The organism is Novipirellula herctigrandis (genome assembly GCA_007859835.1).
GTDB classification, from domain to species: Bacteria; Planctomycetota; Planctomycetia; order Pirellulales; family Pirellulaceae; genus Novipirellula_A; species Novipirellula_A herctigrandis.
In genome coordinates, this window is sequence record SJPJ01000001.1 from 1,088,570 (window position 1) to 1,108,329 (window position 19,760).

The following is a 19,760-nucleotide window of genomic DNA, read 5'->3' on the forward strand; positions in this document are numbered from 1 at the left end:
AAAGAGCGAAAACAGGATTTCTATTTTCCTTTTATCCTTGTTTCCTTATTTGCTCTCTTGCCCTTGCCGCGACCATCAAACGGCCAAGGTAAACCGAAATTTCGCCTGCCCCACGCCCGCCGCAACGCATCACGCATCGAACTAGCTTCTATCGGTGTCCAATCATTTGTAGCTGATACGGTTTCGAGCCATTTTGCCAAATCGGGATAGCTCGGGTGTTTTTTACTGTCCACACCAAACCGATCAAGCAAAGCGTCGTCGCGTTCGTCGCGCAGTTCCTGAGGGCCTTTGGAATTTTTACTCCGGACCGCCTTCGGGGCGTGTGGGATACTCGCTTTCGCGGCGACTGGAATACTCGCCTCTGGGTTCTCACCTAGCCAGAAGCGAAAACAGCGAACAATTTCCTCTCGCAACTCCACATCGATCTGATCGAAAATATATGGGGTTGCTTCAAAGTTGGGAGGCTCCCCAATATCGTTCACGTCATATTCAATTGTTCTTTCATAGCCGTTGGCCAATTCAATCCGTGACTTAAAAAGTTCGGTTGCCCCAGTATCTATCGAAACAATTTGTAAGGGAGTACCTGAAATATTAGCTATGCTACGGAGCAACTCGAATATTTTGGCTTGGTTTGGCGCTGTTGTCGTGCACTGATGAATTATTTCCTTAGCGATAATACTTGGTTCAACATTGTTGATTGTCTCGAGCGTTTCGTCCCCAAGCCGGCCAATTGCTTCATCAACCGGCCATTGCTCAACCTCTTTGTCATAAAGCCCGGTAGTTGCGATTCCCCATCGCACGACGCAACGGGCGGCATCATCCGATGTCGCCGTCAACGAACAAAGCCCGGCTTTGGACGCTGCGAAGATCAACCGCGCATTGGCAGATTCGATTGTGTCAATCAGTTCGAGATCATCTTGGTACTTTTCTCGTATAGTGTTTCGAGCGTGCCCCAGTCGGTAAACAAATCCCTCAATCCCTTCTCGGCGGTCCGTCGCGCCGCAACCTTCACGCAAACCGTGCAATGCCTGCTCGCGTTTGTCGATAAGCTGTTCGGTCTTTTCTATCTGCCAAAGTAGCTCTGACCGGACACACTGCATTGGAAAGCAAAGAGAATGCAAATCTTCGGGAACCACCGTTTGGTGAATACTCCACCACTCCTTCAGCTCTGGTTCCGTTAGCCAACGCAAAACGGGGCGATGACGTGAGTTCAGGGATGGAATCGCAGATTGCACGATCGCAGCAATACGACCACGAATCATAATTGCGAAGTGTTCTATAGATCCTGATGCGTCCATAGTGGAATAGTCAGCGAATGAAAGGCCGCGACAATCTACTGGGTCTATTTCGACGTAGCCTTCGTTTGTTTGACAAACAAACTTACGTTTGAAACGTGAATGAAACGTTTCATCAGGATCCTCTAAGAAGTCTAAATTTCGTCGCGTCAAACCCTCGATACTCTGCCAGTAATCTGACATTGCCGTTCCTTTCGTTCGTAGCGGGCCGATTCAACGGCCACGGCCGAAAGGTTACGCCAGTAGCCAGTTGAATCGCACGACGTTTGCAGAACGCCTACCCAAAACCATCGGGGTCAGCCGATGGGGTTAGATTCGCGAGTGACTAGCCCGCGGCGTTCATTGTCTACACTGCATAACTCCAGTGCAACCACTATCCTTGCAGCTTCATTTTGCCGCACTAGTAGACGGAATCGGCTAAAGGGCAGTCGTGGCGTGTCGGTCACCAGATTTTTCCGCCCCCCCTGCTATGTCGATCCGATCGCTCATTTTGCGGATTCTTGCGGGCGCGGTCGCACGGTCTACGCAGGCACCCGCCCCCAGAAAACAACCACCTCGGGGTTAGACGTGTCGTCGTCGTAGTCTAGTTTTTTCTGGTTCGAGCCAGTGGGAGGACTTCGGAAAGCCACCCGCAACGAGCGCCACAGCCGCCCGGGAGGACCCGCCAAAGGTAGGGTATACCGATCTGTCAATTTTGCGGAAGCGTAACCAGGCGGGCATGCGGTCATGGTGTCGACCCCGCCCCCACATTCTCACGCCCCCCCCCCACCGTTCGTGTGCGTCAATACTACATTTTGTGACTTTTCCACTTGGAGCTCCGGACCCTTTCGGTAGAAAGTAGTACCTACACCCTACCACGCTATCCCCAGTCGTAACTTGATTAGACGGCCCCAGCTTGCCGTGTAACACCGTTTCCGACCGATGCGATTGATCGTGCGGAAACGCTTAGACAACGCCTCAGCGATTGCGTACCGCGGTCCCATCATCGCGGCTACCATGTTCCGTTTCCCATTGACGAATGACGCCCAACAACTCGGGTGAAACGGGGTGCAATGCAACCGCCGATGCAACCGCCGAAACATCACCTTGCGGTTTCGCCCCGCAATTCACAGTGTTTTCACCGCTTGTTTCGATTCCTGTATTGCCCATCACTAAAGCCCTTAGCCGTAACGGTTTAGGGCTTTTTTTGTGCGTGTGCTTGAGGGATATCTACGCCCTTTTGGTGATCCATGCTCCGCTTGCTCCTATGTCGAAATGTCGTAGGACGGTTGTGCCTACTCAGCTCTCCCATGCCGTGAAGTGGCCGTGAAAGACAAAGGGGATGTCCAGGACACGTCAAAATGGAACCATCAATTCCCAATTGATCGATATGTGCCGTTATCGATATGTGCCCGTGAAGCTCCGATAGTAGAATGGCACCATGAATCTGTTATCCACACACCGACAAGGATGGACTCTGGTCCTAAAACGCCTGCATCCGTTATTGCGGAAATTGCCATTCTTTGGGCACGATTCCAACAACCCGCTGAACTGGGACATCGCGACAACGAGTGGTAGCTCGCTGCGTTGCGTCCGTGACACGCTGTGTTTCATCGCCTCCACCGTAACAGTGCTGCTAGTCCTTGGAACCGCACCGAGTTGTGCTCAGGATTTAGTGGAGTTTACAAATGGGACGACGGTCCAGGGAGAAATGCTTGAGATTCGCAAGGATGCCAAGGAATTCAACTTCAAGTTGCATTTCGGGGGTCAACAGGTTTCTCGCACCTTTCCGTACAGCGACGTGCATGCAGTGACTCTCAACGGCAAGCGTTTCGTGCTAACTCCCAAGATCGTTTCCGAACCCAACACTTCGGACACGCAGGCCTCGGGATTAGCAACGAAAAAGCAAGGAAACCGAACCAAGGCAGAGGTGCTTCAAATCATTGAAAAGGCAGGCAACACTCCTCCCGATTGGCTCGCCTCCACTGCGATGAATCATCCAGCTTCGCTCGACCTTGACTGGCCTCTCCGGTCGCCCGGCCCATGGAATGAGTCTAAGAATGTCGGACAATATATTTGGGGACGCATTAACCCTAACGTCTCGCGATGGAAGTCTGGTATCAAGCTGGTCCATCAATGCATGAAGCGTCATCAGCAAGATCCGCTGCGACTCACTCGCGACATGGAAAAGCTTGGCGACATGTATTTCACTCTCCTACAAGACTACCCAAGGGCAGCATATTGGCTGCAGAAATCCAATTCGCCGATTGACAAAGAGACCGGCGTTTTTCTGGCAGAGTGCTATTGGCGGCTAGGCAACGACCCAATGGCGCTGGAAAAATTGCAGGGTAAGCGGTTGCACTTTAACACCATCAAGCTGCTCGGTGACATGGGCGAAATCGACATGGCATTACGTGTTACCGACACCTACGCGAAAACAAATTTCTTTAACGAGGCGTTTTTGAATGCAGGCGACGCGTTGCGGGGCGCGGGGCGATATGACGAAGCGATTGAGTATTACCAGAAAGTGATTGATCGGAATACCGCTCGAAACGCAGAGTACCTAAAACGATTCCAAGCGAGAGCGAATGGTGCAATCGAGGCGATTGAGTTGTTTGATCGAGCCGACGTCAGTCGTGTTGGAGATGGAACGTACACTGCCAGCAGCGTCGGATACAACGGGCAACTAGAAGTAGAAGTAAAAATCTCCGACTCGCAAATCCAAAGCGTCCGAGTGACCAAGCACACCGAGAAGCAGTTCTTTGCCGCTCTTACGGACACTCCCAATCAAATCATCGCCAACCAAAGTTTCCGAAGTGTCGACGGCACGTCGGGGGCCACCGTCACTTCACAAGCGATCATTCATGCAACGGCCCGCGCGATGGCCAAGGGAGTGAAATAGATGTGGACAATGCAGGTCATTCCGATTTGCTGCGGAATCCGTTCAATTTGCCGCAGAATCCGTTCAATTTGCCGCAGAATCCGTTCAATTTGCCGCAGAATCCATTCAACGGCGCCGATGGTTATTGCCCTGTTCTTCGGCACCGCTTGCGGGATCAGTGCTTGCGGGATCACCGCTTTCGGGCAAACCACAGGTTTCGGGCAAACCACGAACCACGAACCGGTTGCTACTGGGATATGGCAGAGCGGAATGTTTCGCTGGCAGGTCAGCCCGCCACTTTTGGCGATAGACCAGGATCGACTTCCCCAATCCACTGAACATCCATGGTTGGCAATCAAAGACCCAAGCATTGTTCGTTTCGATGGGCGATGGCACCTGTTCTGCACATTGCGTAAAGCAAAGCAAGGAGACGGACGAATCCGAATTGGCTATCTGTCATTTGAGCAGTGGTCGGACGCCAAAGATGCCGATTGGACCGTTCTAAGTTTGACGATGGGATATCACGGGGCTCCGCAAATTTTCTATTTCGAGCCTGATAAGAAGTGGTATCTCGTTTATCAAGCCGAAGATGCGACACGAGATTTAAAGTACGGCCCCTGTTTTTCGACGAACGACGATATTTCGGATCCGCACAAATGGACGTTACCCGAACCACTTTATGTCGTGAAGGAAGGTACGAAAGCGGGACTTGATTTTTGGGTTATCTGTGATCACTCAAAGGCACACCTGTTCTTCACTACGCTCAATGGACAAATGTGGCGTGCAGAAACGTCGATCAATCAGTTTCCCAATAAAGGATGGACGGACCCGCAAATAGTGTTGCGAGCAGATATTTTCGAGGCGAGCCATACATATGCGTTGCGCGGTCACGATAAATTCCTGACGGTCGTCGAAGCTCAAGCAGGCAAGCGACGTTACTTCAAAGGCTTTGTCGCCAATAGGCTTGACGGCACATGGAGTCCGTTAGCAGCGAGTCAGGAAAAACCACTGGTTTCGACCAAGAACGTCGTCAACCAGCGCACGTCGTGGGCAACGTCATACAGCCACGGTGAATTAATTCGCACCGGATACAACCAAAAGCTTGAGGTCGATCCCGATGATCTTACGTTGCTGTTCCAAGGCGCCAACGACGAAGAGTATCAACGTGGGAACTACGGCCAAATTCCATGGCGACTCGGCATGCTGAAACTGAAATAGCCGTTTTTGCACTCAAAGACGCCGGCGAAGACCAACATCCATATCGTCGACCCGGCTTCTTGAGCCCTCTATGTAAACCGCTTGTCAGCGCCGATTGTATGGTCCTCCATGGCTAACTAATCCGACGAACGGGTCTCATCGCCCGGTTGCCTTAGCGGTCGTGATTGCAAACACTGCGGGCGCCCCCCATTTTTGACCGTCGGGACTCGATGCAATATCGATGCTCTCGATCGGCACGTCGGGACGTGGGTTATTCCACTGCATCGAGTAGACAACCGCTTTGTTGTCATCGTCGAGTTGTCCGGTCCAGGCGACTGCGGCGTTCGGCAAGGCGATCGGTGTGTTGCTGACCCAGTTCCCCACTCCTGTCTGCCATGAGACCGGTACAATGCGCTGTTCACCGTCGGTGTAATGGATCACGTACTGGAACACGACGGGCGCCTCGGGCAACGATCGGTTGCGCCGGATCGCTTCGCTGGTCTGACGCTGCCACCCTTCAATCGAACCGCTTGGATTGAATGCATGCAGAAAAAACACCGCATCCGCCGTACGGTCCACTCGAATGCCTTCAATTTCCGTTTCTTGAACTTCGCTGCCGCTGCCCTTTAGCATCATGACGGTTGGCACAGGCGACGTCGAAAAATCGGACAAATGATAATCGACATTCGCGTACATCTGGTCGCCAACTGGCATTTTGCTTACGTCCCCAGGGCCTGAGAACCATCTTGGTCGGCCTTGCCGATTGACGAAAGCATTGAAGCGTGCATCGGGGATCAGAACCGGTTCATATTGCAATTCCGCGCCGGCCACGATCGTCTTGGTGCCAGCGAAAACGGCGCCCAGGTTGGCCAGCAATACCTTTGTGATGGTAGCTTTTTTGATCTTGTTTAGCGGCAGTTTTTCCTGGTCGAGGATATTTAACTGATTTAAAACGATCCCGCCTTTCCCGCGGTGGTAACGCATCAACCCACCGATATTTAACAACGATCGCGTGTTTTTGAGATACGCTTCGTCCCGCTGTACGTACAGCCAAAAGTTGTCGATACCAACGACGTTTTGGTTACCAGTTTCTTCCCAATCCGCAATTTCAAAGGTGATGCGTTTGCCGCGTTTCCCAACAAGAGGAACTTCCTGGATCTCCCCATCGGGGCGGAGCTCAGCCACGATCGGATCCGGGTCGTCGTCGACATACAAATTGATCTTGGTGATCTTGTGATAGATTTGGTTGGTCTTGATTTTCAGGCTGACTAGCTTTTCTTCCTTAGGCAAATCCATGGTCCATTTTGTCTTGTGGCCTGCGTCTAGGATGATCGAATAGGTGAACCGCCAAGTATCATCGGCTGTGAATCCGTTGGTCAAGTTCGCGGGCCAATGATCGCTGCCTTTGGCTGCCCGACCGGACTCTTTCCCCAACGCTTCGGGGGTCGGCAACTTGGCAAAGGGCGCGATGTCGGTGTGATCAACGATGTATCGAAACGCTTGCTCATCGGGCCACTTTAGCGCCATCCAACCGTAGACCTTTTCGCCCGTGTCCATCACGACATCTCGGAGCGTTAATCCAGCGGTTAGCGAATCGCGTGGTACGTTCAACAACACACGTTCCATTTGGAACGGGCGAATGACGTGTTCGTGTTCGACAATGCGGTTGTAGTCGGCTAAACCTTCCGGAGTCAGGCCCCACAGCATCAACCAACCGCCACGCCCACAGAATTCTTGAACCTGAGGATTCTCGTCGGCTAGGATGCGTAGGTTCGATGGTGTTGCCTTGACAACGGCGATCGCATCCGCTTGCAGCGCATCCAAGGGCGAGCGGACAAGTTGGTACTTCAAATTCAATGAATCGAGCAGTTTCGCTTCGGGACCGTCCTTTTCGATTACTGCGTAGGTTTCCTTACGGACCGGGACGTAGTCAGTAGCGTAATTCAACAGGTTGTTGAACATCGCTTGGGCAACCCCAAGAGATTCCAGTCTTTCGCCAATGGCCAACTGGCTCAGCAGCAGCAGGCCATCGCCTACGGAGGATTCGACCAGTGCAGTACAACTGAGCTGGTCATCGCATTGCAGCAAACTTCGACCACCCTTGGATCCCTTGCGGTAAGCGCTACGATACAGCACGTGGTCATTGCCCCAAGTGAAAAAGTCGGACTGTTCAAGTCCTAAGAACAGGGGATGGCTCAGGTCTTCCGAGAAACCGAAGCGTCCTACGTAGTCCGTTGGAACAACATCCGCCGGGATCGCTTGGTAGCGCAGTGGATGCGTCTGGTCAAGAACGATCACGCGGCGGCCCTGCATCGCGTAGCGGTAACAGAACGGGTCGGCTGCCAATTCCGCCGATACGGCATCAGGCCCCAATACAATCACTTTTGCCGTTGGCGGTGCTACGTCCGGTTGGGTCATCTCGGTGAAAGGAATTCCTCGTTTCGCCAGATACGCCTTCACGGTTCCTTGTGGATCGAAGACGGCCAATTCCGCTTTGGATAGCTGCGGTTTCAACATTCGATCTGGTGCAATGACGACAAGCGGCTTTTCATCTCGGAAGACTTCCGTTCCATTGCGAGTTGCTGTGAGCAGAAACCGCCCAGCGGTACGTGTATCCACAGCGGGCAGCTGAAATTTGATTTGAAACTCTTCCGCCTCGCCCGCAGGCACATGGAATTTTCGAGAATCTTCCGCGATCCGTTGACCATCGAGCACGACCTCCCAGCGAACGTCAATGGGATCCGAATGCCGAGTGCTGTTGAAAACCTTCAATGTTCGTTCGACACTCTCTGACTCTGCGAAAGTCCAATTCCATTGTCGACAAAGAACCGCCACGGGGCTCCAACTGTTGTAGTATTGCCGTTGGCTACTGGTCATCCAAAAGTGCCAACTAGCAACCTCGGCCCAGCGATAGCCTTCCGAGAGCATTTTTGCCCACAAACCGCGAGCCTCCATTGTCTCGCCTACTCCGATGAAACAGCGGTCGCCTCCGATCGTGGCGAAGCGTTCGGTCGAATAGCCGTTGGCAAAGTAGACTTCGCCTTTCATGATTGGACGGTCGGGAACCATCCGCCATGCATCGCGTTGCACCGTGTTGTAAAAAGGATCTCGCGTATACGCAGCGTCGGGAAAATCGCGAAAAGAGGTACCCATAAATTCCGTATAATGGGCTCCGTTAACCGCCAGCGACTCATCACGCAATGCGTTGCCACCGTCGACCATTGCCGGACGCGTGGGATCGATCCCCATCACGTGCTCAACAGCATCGCGAAGTGCCGGTTCCACCTCTCGCCATTGGCCCAAGTTGTTGGAATTGATGTAGGCGATTTCGTTTTCGACCGACCAGATGTAAATGCACGGATGGTTCCTTTCCTCGCGGAGCCACGCGGTCATCTGATGTTTCCAGTTGTCGAATAATTCCGGCTTCGCCTTCAATGGATAGCGGCCGCGATCATCCTTGGGCTGCGAAGTATCCGGCACGCGTAGACCACCGCCATAATTGGCTCCTTGGCCGTCGAAAACACCACTACTACGGACGATCATTCCCTTTTCGTCAAAGTAGTCGAGCACTTGTCGACGAGTCATTCCACCCCACATTCCTTGACGCCAATAACGCATTTGGTTCATGTTGCTGGTCTGGCATAGCTTTATGAATTCTTGTGGGCTGACGGTGTAGTTTGTGTCAGCCCACATCGACCATTTCACACCGTTGAGCGTGAACATATGGCTGTCCCATTTCCATTGGCGGAATCCGAACCGAGTGCGTTTTACGTCCACGACCTTGCCATCTTTCTTCAGCGTGGTGACGACCCAGTACAAGTGTGGGCGATCAGGCCACCACAATGTTGGCTTGGCCCAAGGCTCCTCCGTCTGCAGCGTCTTGGCCGCCCCGCCTTCGATCGTCACTGTTTGCACAGAAAAAGTCTTCTCGACCTCTCCACCTTTGCCGCCGTTCCATGGCACGACTTGGTTTTCGACCTGGAGTGTCACGTCGTCGTCATCAGGATTCAGTAGCGTGATGGCCAACGTCAGCTTCTTTTCATCGACCGAAGGTTTGCAGAACACGTCGGTGGTGTAGGCGGGCCCCGCCACGACTAGCGTGACAGGTTCAAGCATCCCGGTGCGGGTATCCCAGGCGGTCGGCATGTCAAGGTGCTGGCCCCCCGACATATGGGTGATCATGCTCCGTGGCAGATTCCAAAACCGTCGCGGACCAATCGCATACTCGTTTTTGTCGGCGTACTTCGTACTCAATCCGTAATAGGCGTCCTTAAAGACAACAACCAAATCGTTGATCTCGCCCGGTTTAACGGCCGGCGTGATGTCACATTGCCAAGCCGTACTGTGCGCTTTCGAAAAACCACAGAACCGACCGTTAACGAACACGCTAGCCGTAAGATTAAAGTTTTGGAAATCAAGGAAGAACCCACGACCCTCAAGCGGCGCAGGCACATCCAACCGTGTTCGGACGAGGTAGCGATGAGAGAAGCTCATCTCAGGCCGGTCAACGTCGCGGTCGTTGGGAACCCGATAACCATACCAGGCTAACTTATCGAGATCGGGTAATTCTTCGGTCGCCTGTAAGCGGCTCTGATCCGTGACGTCGTTCTCATCCCATGGGGCGATCGCCCAAAGACCGTTTAGAACCGTCTCGAACCGTTCGGCAGGTGCGTTGTCGGCAGGTGTTTCGTCGGCACGAATGTCGTACACCTGTTCCACCGCCTGCCGGTCACTGTCCTCTTGATACTTATCATCCGGTTTCCATTTGCCGTTCGGTAAAAAGACGTTGGGCGTAATACAAATGGCATCGAGCATGTGAAGGATACGAGCGGTTCGCTGCTCGCCGCGCGAGTCCGTTTCCTTGGCAACGCTATGCCGCGTCTCGATGCGATGTTTGCCAGCCTGTAAGTCAATCTTGCCTAGCTGAATCCAAGCCAATTCGTTCCATGTTTGCAGCGGTTGAACATTGGTCGTCGGGGTCCGGCGCGAACACATCTGCCAAGAACCATCGTCGATTCGCCACTGGAAATCACTTCGAACCCATTCGTAGCCAATTCTCGCCCAAATGTTCTGCTCACCGGTACGATCAAGCACAAAGTCATATCCGAATACCATTCCTTCTTCGGGCACATATTTCTCAACGTTGCTGCTGGAGACAGTCACATGTAGCAAAACTTCGTTCGAAATGATCGATGTTCGTCCCCAACCGTTAAATTCGAATCCGTTGCGGGGCGAAACTTGCTCAACGCCTTCGACTTGTTTCAAGGCAGGCGTTGTCGCCGGTTGCTCCCCTTCGATCCACACGTAATCGGCTGCGGAAAGCGACGTCGCCAGCGACATCCAGCAGACAAACACAAAGCAAGTAGGGATCCTCATCGGATGATCTCGGCAAAAAGAGGGAAGGAAGTGTCGGCGGGAGGGGAGGGGCGGAAAACCAACGGTGGGCGATTGCTCGGTTCGTCAGGTCAAGCCACGGTTCGTGGCCAAGGCTTTGCGAACCGATTTAGTCCCAAGTATATCGAATTTTCGACAATGCGTGGTTAAATATGGCAAACGTCGTGTCGGACGAATTCTTGACTTGTCGATTTCCTTAGACGGTCACTACGAATCGACGCACAGGATCAAAGCGGACCATTCGTTTTGCGTGTGACCGTGTTGAATGTGACAATAAACTCGATCACCATCGCGGATGGCGGTGCTTACTGCTTGGCGTTTAGAGGATTTGATGAGACGGTAAAACATCGGACGCTTCCGTCTCGATCACGACAAAAAAGCCGGCCACCCGACAGCACAACATGTGGCCATGCATCGGTCGATGCAAACACCGTCTTGCTGGCGAGCTCCGAATACTTTGTAGGCGATTGCTTTGCAGTGTTAACAAGCGATAGTTGACCTCGGTTGGCGTAGACGATCAAACGCTCATCGCTAGTCAAAATACAGGAACCTTGTGAGCCAACTTGGCCACCGGTCCACAATTCGACGCCGCTATTGAAGTCAACGCAGTGAACACCTCGCCACGCCCAATAGACTCGATCCTTGTGGATGATCGGAGTGCAGACTCCCGACGCGATTCCATCGGTTTCCCAAACCTTTGTCGCACCACGAAGTGAAATCCTAAGTCGGCACATCGCCGAATGGTTGTAAGCCGAAGTAATAATGACCGAATCACCAAAGACTGCGGCTGTGACAATGTTGTTTCCAAAGTCAGTCGTCCAGGGATAGACCGCGACCGTCTTGCCCTCGTTGCCGCGATCGATTCGAGTGACGACCAAATTTCGCAGTGTCAGCACGGCCAAACAGGGGACTCCTTCGACCTTGATCGGCACCGGGCCGCCGGTATGCCCCGCCTCGTCGCGGTTTTCGCTATGCCACACTTCGATCCCGTCACGTTTATTGAATGCGACGAGGTTGCCGCTCTTTCCACCGACCTCAACAATCAATTGATCGCCGACGACCAGTGGCGAACTTGTATAACCGTAGTCACGGCGAGTCTTTTTGCGTTTGGCGACCTCAGGACGTTGCGACGCTTGGTAACGCTCGTACAGATTCAAGGACCAAACGCGTTTCCCTTGCTTGCGAGTATCCCAAGCGTTGAGGTCCCCGTCGGCACTGAGTGTAAACAACAAGCCGGTTTCCGAATCAAATTCCGGTGTTGAACAGGCCCCCGAATAGAGAGATTGGTCGCCTACAGCAACGCGACCATAGCGAGGCGTCTTGTAGGATTGACGCCATAATTCCTTGCCGCTATCCGCGTCCAAACAAAAAAGCGTGTCGCGGCCATTCGACCAACCGGTCAAATAGACTTGCTTTTCAATGACAAGAGGCGACGAGCTTCCTTCGCCAACGGACGCTTGCCATAGTTCGCCCTTGATCCAACGGTTGCCGTCCCAGCCCGATGTTTCCGTCGAAATATCATTCCGCGTCGGACCGCGCCAATGTTCCCAGTCCTGTTCCCAGTCCTCGCTTTTTGCTGGCACGCACAACATCGCTGCAAGCGTCAAGAAACAAATCGCGATCAACTCGCGACTTACAACGATGTAGCCACCGTCCGTATTTCGACTCAAGTGAATAGGATTCAAAAGCATGCTCCAAGATTCTCAAGTTCAATCCATTCACAATAACGGTTTCATTTAGCGTGTAAAGCCGAGCGAAATTTGCTACACTCCGATGCTCCCCTCCGGCAATGTTTTGAAGCTGCCATCGTGCACTACGATCGGCATTTGGGCGTTGCCAATCCCACCTCCCGCTGAGACATGCAATGAATCTGTTGTTATTGATGCAAAAAAACTGTCCCCGTTCCGCACGCTGGTGCTTGCTATTGTCTTGTTCGATGTTGGCTTCGCCCGCCGTCGCAAAAGAGACTCACGTGGGCCCTTCGCCACGCATGAAACGTGCGGATGCTTTTCTAGGTATCCATTTTGATTTTCATGCGGGCGACGATTGCAACAGCATTGGCAAACGAACCACGCCACAGATGGTTGAGATGGTGATCGACAAGGTCAACCCCGACTACATTCAAATCGACTGCAAAGGGCATCGCGGCTATTCAAGTTATCCAACCAAGGTGGGAAATCCTGCGCCCGGATTCATTGGCGATCCATTGCGGATCTGGCGTGAGGTTACACGGAAGCGGGGAATTCCACTCTTCATGCACTACTCGGGGGTATGGGACTATAAGGCCGTCGCCGACCACCCCGATTGGGCTGCGGTGGATGGCAACGGAAAACCCAACGCGAAAGCGACCTCCGTGTTCGGGCCATACGCCGATCGACTGATGATTCCCCAACTCCGTGAACTGGCGGGGGAATATGGTGTGGACGGTGCCTGGGTGGATGGCGATTGTTGGGGAACGACGCCGGACTACAGCGAGGCGACCGTGCAAAAATTCTGCGCCCAAACGGGTGCAAAATCCGCTCCCTATAAACAGAGTGATCCCTATTGGAACGAGTGGATGGATTTTCATCGCGAAGGCTTTCGCAATTACTTGCGTCATTACGTGGATGAACTGAAGGCGTCCCACCCGGACTTTCAAGTGATCAGCAATTGGGCGTTCAGTGATCATATGCCCGAACCTGTGTTTGCAAATGTCGCTGGTTTGTCGGGTGATTTCGCACCGGACAACAGTGTCAACTCCGCTCGCTTTGCCGGTCGTTGTCTTGAAAATCAGGGCGTCCCCTGGGACTTGATGTCATGGTCATTCAGTCGCAAAAACAACAAACAAAAACCTGCGGTGCAACTGATGCAAGAAGCCTCGCAAGTACTTGCCATCGGCGGTGGGTATCAAGCCTACTTCAAACAGGATCGGGACGGCGCGATTCGCTCCCCAGCCGAGATGGACGTCATGGCCGAGGTTGCAAAGTTCTGTCGTGACCGTCAAGCCTACTGTCACCGCTCCGTTGCCGTGCCGCAAATCGCACTGCTTTACTCGACCGCTGGACATTATCGAGCATCGCCAAGCCTATTCCATTGGAACGGCACCAACGGCGTCAAAGTGCTGCGAATGGCTCTCACGGAAATGCTGCAAAACCAATATGGCGTGCAAATACTTAGCGAGCATCACCTGCGCGGGCACTTGTCCGAGTGGCCTGTCGTCGTCATCCCGGGATGGACTTTTCTTGAAGCCGACTTTCGCGACGAATTGGCTGCCTATGCGCAATCGGGTGGTCGTCTAATACTAATCGGGACCGGCCCGAAAAAGCTTTTTGATAAGGAACTGGCTCAAATCGCCGATTCCTCGATCGTCGTCGTTGATCAGGTCGACGCCGCATTTCCAGACGCACTGAGACATGGACTCCCCAATCCGATTGTGGAAGTGGTGGGTTCAAAAGATGTCGATGTGAGTCCACGCATGTTGAATGGAAACCTTACGGTTCATCTCGTCAACTCGTCCGGTCCGCACGCGAACGCGCCGGACGAAGGAATCAAAGAGATCAAACCCGTTGGCCCACTAACCGTGTCAATCCGTTTGGATCAACCTCCGAAATCCATTGTGATGCAACCGGAAGGCAAGTCGCTGGAAATCGAGTGGCAAAACGGTCGCGCAATAGTCACGATGCCACATTTAGACCTGTATTCGATCCTCGTCGTGGAACCGTAAACCGAAATCACTTTCGGTTTGACCAAAAAACACGACCGAGCAGATCACCACCCGGCAATGCACCCTATTCCTTAGTGCGAAACGGCGACGCAGGCAATCCGGCACCATTGTAAAGGTTACAGTCCGGATTAGGCGCCCACGCATATCGCACTGCGATGGGCTTGGCCACGGACGGGCTCGAAACGGAGACTTTGCTGCCTTCAATTCGGGCGTCAGCGGCAACCCACTTGTTGTCTTCACCGACAATCTCGAAGCCTTTCAAGTCGCCCCCCTTCGCTTTCAAACCACCGTTAGTATGCGAGAAAGAGAGGATGACGTTCGATCCACGAATTTGATGGCCCGTCGGCAGTGGCCCACTGGTTGCTTCGACCTCGTTACCGTAGACATCCCCCAACGCCCACAACGATAGTCGGCGTCCGACTTCTTGTTTGTTCTTGGGATGAATGTTCGTTGGTTCACCGATATCGACAGTGATCGCCATACCTGTCTTCGGAAGCCGGAGCGTTCTTAGCATCGCCTCTTGTACCAGCGACCAATCTTCTCCGGGGCGATTGTAATTTGGAAGCTGTACCCAAGCGAACGGAAACTCGTCGCCCCAACGTGCACGCCAATCAGAAACGAGCAGCGGCAATTGGTATTGATATGCGAATCCCTTACCTGGATGCGAATTGGCTTCGCCTTGGTACCAAAGGGCACCTCGGACGGCATAGGGAACCAACGGCGAGATTTTTCCATTGAACAACTGTCCTGCTTTCCCTTTACGCGCCAAGGTTACCAGAGGATCCTTCGGTTTTTTCGGAGCCTTTTTGCCCTCTGCCTTTGCTTTGGCCAATCTCTTCTCCCAATTCTGTAGTGCCTTTGCGTAATTCGCCTTCAGTTGCTCCTCCGTCGGAGCAACGGCGCGAGTCGGTTCGAGTGTGGATCGCAATTGGGGATGTTGTCGTTGCGATTCTGCGGCAATCCACGACTCAATCGGCGTACCACCAACGGAAGAATTAATTAGCCCAACAGGAACATTCAATTCACGATGAAGTTCACGACCAAAAAAGAACAGCGTCGCTGAAAAGCTTCCGACTGTCTTCGGTGAACAGACCAACCATTCACCGCTGGCGTCTAAATTCGGCTCTTTCTCGGCTTTTGACACTTCTTTGAACATACGAATCAGTGGCAACGCCGCAGCCGCTTGTTCGGTCTCAAAATCCTTTGCGGCGCTGACCGTCATTTGCATATTGGATTGCCCAGACCCAAGCCAAACTTCACCAACAAGCACGTCATGAATCGTCACTGCCGCCCCGTCGGGAAACGTCACGACCAACTCGCTCGGCTCTGCATTGGCAGGCAGCGGATCGAGCTCTACCATCCACTTGCCATGGGTATCAACAGTGGTACCCTTTTTTTGTTCGGCAAACTCAACGTTGACGTGATCCCCTTTGCCACCCCATCCCCATACAGGAATCGGTTTCTCTCGCTGCAAGACCATGTGATCCGAGAAAACCTGTGCAAGCTTGGCCTCCTCTGCACCGATTGCAAATAGAGGCACGATTAGTACAAGGCCGATCGAAAACATCGCGTTCTTCATTGCCATTTCCTATACATTTCTAGCCGTGTGTGCCATATCGTCAGCACACACGTTGACCTGATCCAATTCCAAACGAGTCTTCGCTACTTACCGACGTCTAGCATCATCCTTCGTATCATGCGCTGCATTTCAGGATGGTCAGCGTGTTGCTCCAACATCTTGCGCAATTGACTCTGCATCATTTCCTTCGCATCAAGATGTTCATTGGGAATCGGCACTGAAAACCTATTGTTCCCGGCGCGGCTCGTCGCGTTGCCACCGTTAGGACCAACAGTCGCAGACGCAAATCCAGCCATCTTTTCGTAGCGTTCGATGTTGCGAACCAATTCAGGAGCTTGCTCTTTCAACTCGTCACGCGATACCGCAGAATAAACCTTTTCGGTGATACTTCCATCGGCGTTCTTTTTGAGACTACGTACTCGGATTTCAATCGCCCCATCACTGATTTCGCGAACCGCGATCTCTTGTGTTTTGTCAACCACATTGAGCTTCGACACCTTCTGGTCCTCATCTGCGTGAACCGATCGCGTAATTCGGATACCGTTCTTAATGACTGTTGACGTTGACGAGGAAGCGTTGGATGCCATGGGCTGATTCTTCGAGTGGCTATTTCGCCTTGAGAACCTGTTGGTGCCGCCAAATCTTGCACTCGCTGAACTTGATGCATCACTTGACCGAGCCTGCCCGCCATCTCGCAACCTCTCCGATCTAGCGTTGCTATTGGCCGAGCCAACACCCGAGGCATTCCCGGACGTACGCCCTGTGACAGCGCTCTTGCTACGGGTTCTTCCATTGGACAGGCCTTCCGAGAACGACGAACTCGATACACTGGCCGATGATTCACTGGCCGATGATACACTGGCCGATGACGACTGAGTATCGCTGTCGTCATCACTCTTTTGGTGGTAACGATCCGCATCGGTTGCGGCTCTGTTCGGCTGCTCATTTTCGTCGCCTGCACTCGTCCATGGAACTAGTACGCAAAAGACCAAGCCAATGACCATGGTTCGAATGATCGGTGCATTACGTGATAGAACTTCGTAACGTTTCATTGCACTAGCCTTATCGATAGGGGGTCGAGAGGAGTCGGAAGCAACGCCGTGTAGAATAGCACATCGCATGACGTTGCGGGATTAAAAGTCAAGATGACCGTTTGACTTGATTTGGCGCCGTTCGATTGACGTTTCCCTCCTTCCTTCCTCTTTCTTTAATGGCAATGCCATGAACATTGTAGTCTACTAAACGAAATGACAGTCACGGATGTAAATACGCAACGAGATGGACATTGTTATCGGTACCAAATTTCTCACCAGCGGTTTTCCGAGAAAACCGGGCAATCAAAATTTCTACCATCCGGAACTCGTTTACTGAACGAGAGCTGCCGAATGCAACGGATTGTATACACCGGATTGAATAGACCGGATTGAATAGACCGGATTGAATAGACGAGGCACTTGATTTCCGGTCCAGTTCTCACCCACTATCGCGAACAAGAACTCTCACATGATTAAAACCCGATTCTTCGACAAAGCTTGTCTGTTGTCTTTCGTCGCTCTCATCTGCGGATCGTCGTTTAGCTCTGCGAATGCGGATGTCACGATCGACGCCACTTCGATTGCGCAATCACCTGAGGGAGTTCAAATCGGCGATGCCCAGCGGGTTCAATCCGCCGACGGTCATGCAGAAATCCGATTGAGCCATAAGGGCATATCGGTTTCGCTTGCCGATTCACTTTCCGCAGAATCAGGAACGATCCGTATAAGTTTTCGACTCTCGTCAAATTGGCCATCAGAAGCTCGCCAAACGCTCTTTCATGTGGGAGACCGTTCACATACTCACGTGACATTGTTTGCAGAGAAAGGTCGTTTGACGGCAGTCTACAAATCCGACCGGGATCATCATGCATCGATTCAGTATCGCGAATCCGAGTCATGGATTGCCCTCACCAATCATGAAGCCATTTTTGGTTGGCATACAAAGGACGATACGATTCGGTTTTACCTGGAACTTGACGGCAAGTTGGTCGGCCAAGAAACGGGCAAGTTGATTGAAGATTGGCCGAACGTTGGATATTTAGGTGCTCGCCGAAGTCAACAAATTTGGTTGGGCACCCTTCATTCTGCGACGCTTTCGAGCCTGTATTCCACACCGGCGGAGTTGCTGCCCGGTCGCCGAACCGTCGTCGTCGACGGAGACCGCGCCGTGGGCGAGTGTTACAACTTTTGGTCGATCAATAATTTCACAAGCCAGCACATGTTTGCCGATCCTCATTATGCCCAAAGGGTCAAGCAGGAAAAGCCGTTCATGAAGGAAGTCAATTGCGTGCGACTGCTGGGTGGTCGTGTTGACGGCCGAAACAAATGGTTCCAAGGCGTCACTGAGCAGCATACAAGGCAGAAGATCGTCAGCTCGAATTTCACTGATATGACAGTCTATTTGAAAGGCATTCTCGACGCCGGGTACACGCCGCGAATCGTGCTCGACAATATCCCTTTCGCAATGAGCGAATCGGGTGAGAACGCGAAATACGGCAATACGCGACCGGCCACCGATTTGGACGTTTGGCATCAATACGTTCAACAAGCCGTCACTGCAATGACCAATTCGTTTGGAATAGAAACCGTTGCAAAGTGGCGATTTCGAGTTGGTACCGAACCTGATTTGTATCCTGGGCATTGGCAAGGAACCAAACAGGAATACTTGCGTCACTATGACTGTACCGTCGATGCGGTTTGTTCAGTGATTCCTAATGCTCAGATCGGTCCTGGAAACGTATTGAATCCCTCGGATTCTAACAAAGTAAACTTACACGGTCAGACGAAATGGGGCTTGGACATTGTCGATCACTGCGGCGCGGGAACGAATACTTGGACAGGAATGACAAGTACGGCAACGGAACCCTGTACGCGAATTTCCTTTTTGCAATGTTCGTGGTATGGTCGCGTCGGAGGATCCATAGACTCGATCAACATTGCCATACAACGGATGAAAGACCGATTGGATCGCTATCCGTCGTTGCAGGGAACTCCGATATCGATTGCTGAATTTGGCGTATTAGCCGATGAATACGGAAACCGCTTGTACGGCGGTGAAGGAACCGAGTGGAGTGCCAGTTGGTATGCGGCGATAGCGGATCGCATTTACGATTTAAATGTCGAGCAAGTTCACGAATGGTCACAAACAACCTCTGGGATCCTGCGTCCGAGAGCCAATGTGATTGGGATGCTACAGCAGATGCACAATGGCCAGCGATTGCCGGTCGCGGTGGAAGGCGAATCGGCCGCTCAAGCCGGTGCATTGGCTTGTTTGAAGAACGACACGTTTTTCATCTTGCTCTATAACCATCGCCCTCAGCGAGATGCAAATATCCCCGAACAGATCGATCTGACATTGAAGTCACAACAATTGGACAACGACGACCAATGGACCATTTCCGAGTGGGCTATTGATAAGGAACACGGCGTGTTCATGCACAAATTGTACGAAGATTGCCAACGTGCGGGACTCGAACCTCTACCCAAATCGCCCATTTTCGGAGGCCAGCCGTCGAGACGTTTTGGTCCAGCAGTGTTTAAACTGTTAGCAGAAAACCGAAAACTCTACAATCAACTTGCTCAGCCCAGTCGCTTACAGGATGAACAATCGCTAACGATTGTTGATGGGATGGCAACGATGAACATCTCGATGCCAGGGCATAGCGTACGCTTTTTAAAGATTGCTCGTAGGCACTAA

At 52.4% G+C, this 19,760-nt stretch carries 11 protein-coding genes; 5 read left to right on the forward strand and 6 right to left on the reverse strand.

The features are described from left to right. Nucleotides 1-20: 20 nt before the first annotated feature. A complete protein-coding gene (locus tag CA13_RS03720; RefSeq protein WP_146394650.1) occupies nucleotides 21-836 on the reverse strand; it encodes a hypothetical protein in 816 nt (271 codons plus the stop codon). Between the two features lie 1,416 nt (nucleotides 837-2,252). Continuing rightward, a complete protein-coding gene (locus tag CA13_RS03725; protein WP_146394651.1) occupies nucleotides 2,253-2,444 on the reverse strand; it encodes a hypothetical protein in 192 nt (63 codons plus the stop codon). A 271-nt stretch (nucleotides 2,445-2,715) separates the two neighbouring features. Here CA13_RS03725 and CA13_RS03730 point away from each other — a divergent pair, with 271 nt between their 5' ends. Next, entirely contained in the window at nucleotides 2,716-4,176 is a 1,461-nt protein-coding gene (locus tag CA13_RS03730; RefSeq protein WP_146394652.1) for an FMN-binding protein, read from the forward strand. Between the two features lie 117 nt (nucleotides 4,177-4,293). Continuing rightward, nucleotides 4,294-5,373, forward strand: a complete 1,080-nt coding sequence (locus CA13_RS03735) for a glycoside hydrolase family 62 protein (RefSeq protein ID WP_419193901.1) — start codon at nucleotides 4,294-4,296, stop codon at nucleotides 5,371-5,373. Nucleotides 5,374-5,508: 135 nt separating this feature from the next. Here the strand turns inward: CA13_RS03735 and CA13_RS03740 are convergent, their stop codons facing one another. Together CA13_RS03740 and CA13_RS03745 are read right to left on the reverse strand one after the other, a co-directional pair. Next, on the reverse strand, nucleotides 5,509-10,728 hold the full coding sequence (locus tag CA13_RS03740; protein WP_146394654.1) for a glycoside hydrolase family 2 protein: 5,220 nt from the start codon (nucleotides 10,726-10,728) through the stop codon (nucleotides 5,509-5,511). Nucleotides 10,729-11,051: 323 nt separating this feature from the next. Continuing rightward, a complete protein-coding gene (locus CA13_RS03745) occupies nucleotides 11,052-12,437 on the reverse strand; it encodes an outer membrane protein assembly factor BamB family protein (protein WP_146394655.1) in 1,386 nt (461 codons plus the stop codon). A 281-nt stretch (nucleotides 12,438-12,718) separates the two neighbouring features. Here CA13_RS03745 and CA13_RS03750 point away from each other — a divergent pair, with 281 nt between their 5' ends. Further along, nucleotides 12,719-14,449 carry an alpha-L-fucosidase gene (locus CA13_RS03750; RefSeq protein ID WP_419193902.1) on the forward strand — a complete coding sequence of 577 codons (1,731 nt, stop codon included), beginning with the start codon at nucleotides 12,719-12,721 and terminating at the stop codon, nucleotides 14,447-14,449. 64 nt (nucleotides 14,450-14,513) lie between these two features. Here CA13_RS03750 and CA13_RS03755 read toward each other — a convergent pair whose 3' ends face one another. Together CA13_RS03755 and CA13_RS03760 are read right to left on the reverse strand one after the other, a co-directional pair. Beyond that, nucleotides 14,514-16,034, reverse strand: a complete 1,521-nt coding sequence (locus tag CA13_RS03755) for a sialate O-acetylesterase (protein WP_146394657.1) — start codon at nucleotides 16,032-16,034, stop codon at nucleotides 14,514-14,516. A gap of 77 nt (nucleotides 16,035-16,111) precedes the next feature. Beyond that, nucleotides 16,112-16,615: a hypothetical protein gene (locus tag CA13_RS03760; protein WP_419193903.1), complete on the reverse strand. Its 504-nt coding sequence runs from the start codon at nucleotides 16,613-16,615 to the stop codon at nucleotides 16,112-16,114. 43 nt (nucleotides 16,616-16,658) lie between these two features. Between CA13_RS03760 and CA13_RS03765 the strand changes: the two genes are divergently transcribed. Further along, the gene (locus CA13_RS03765; protein WP_146394659.1) at nucleotides 16,659-16,904 is read left to right on the forward strand and encodes a hypothetical protein; all 246 of its coding nucleotides are present in this window, start codon (nucleotides 16,659-16,661) and stop codon (nucleotides 16,902-16,904) included. A gap of 627 nt (nucleotides 16,905-17,531) precedes the next feature. After that, complete coding sequence (locus CA13_RS03770; protein ID WP_146394660.1) at nucleotides 17,532-19,760, forward strand: GH39 family glycosyl hydrolase; 2,229 nt, start codon at nucleotides 17,532-17,534, stop codon at nucleotides 19,758-19,760.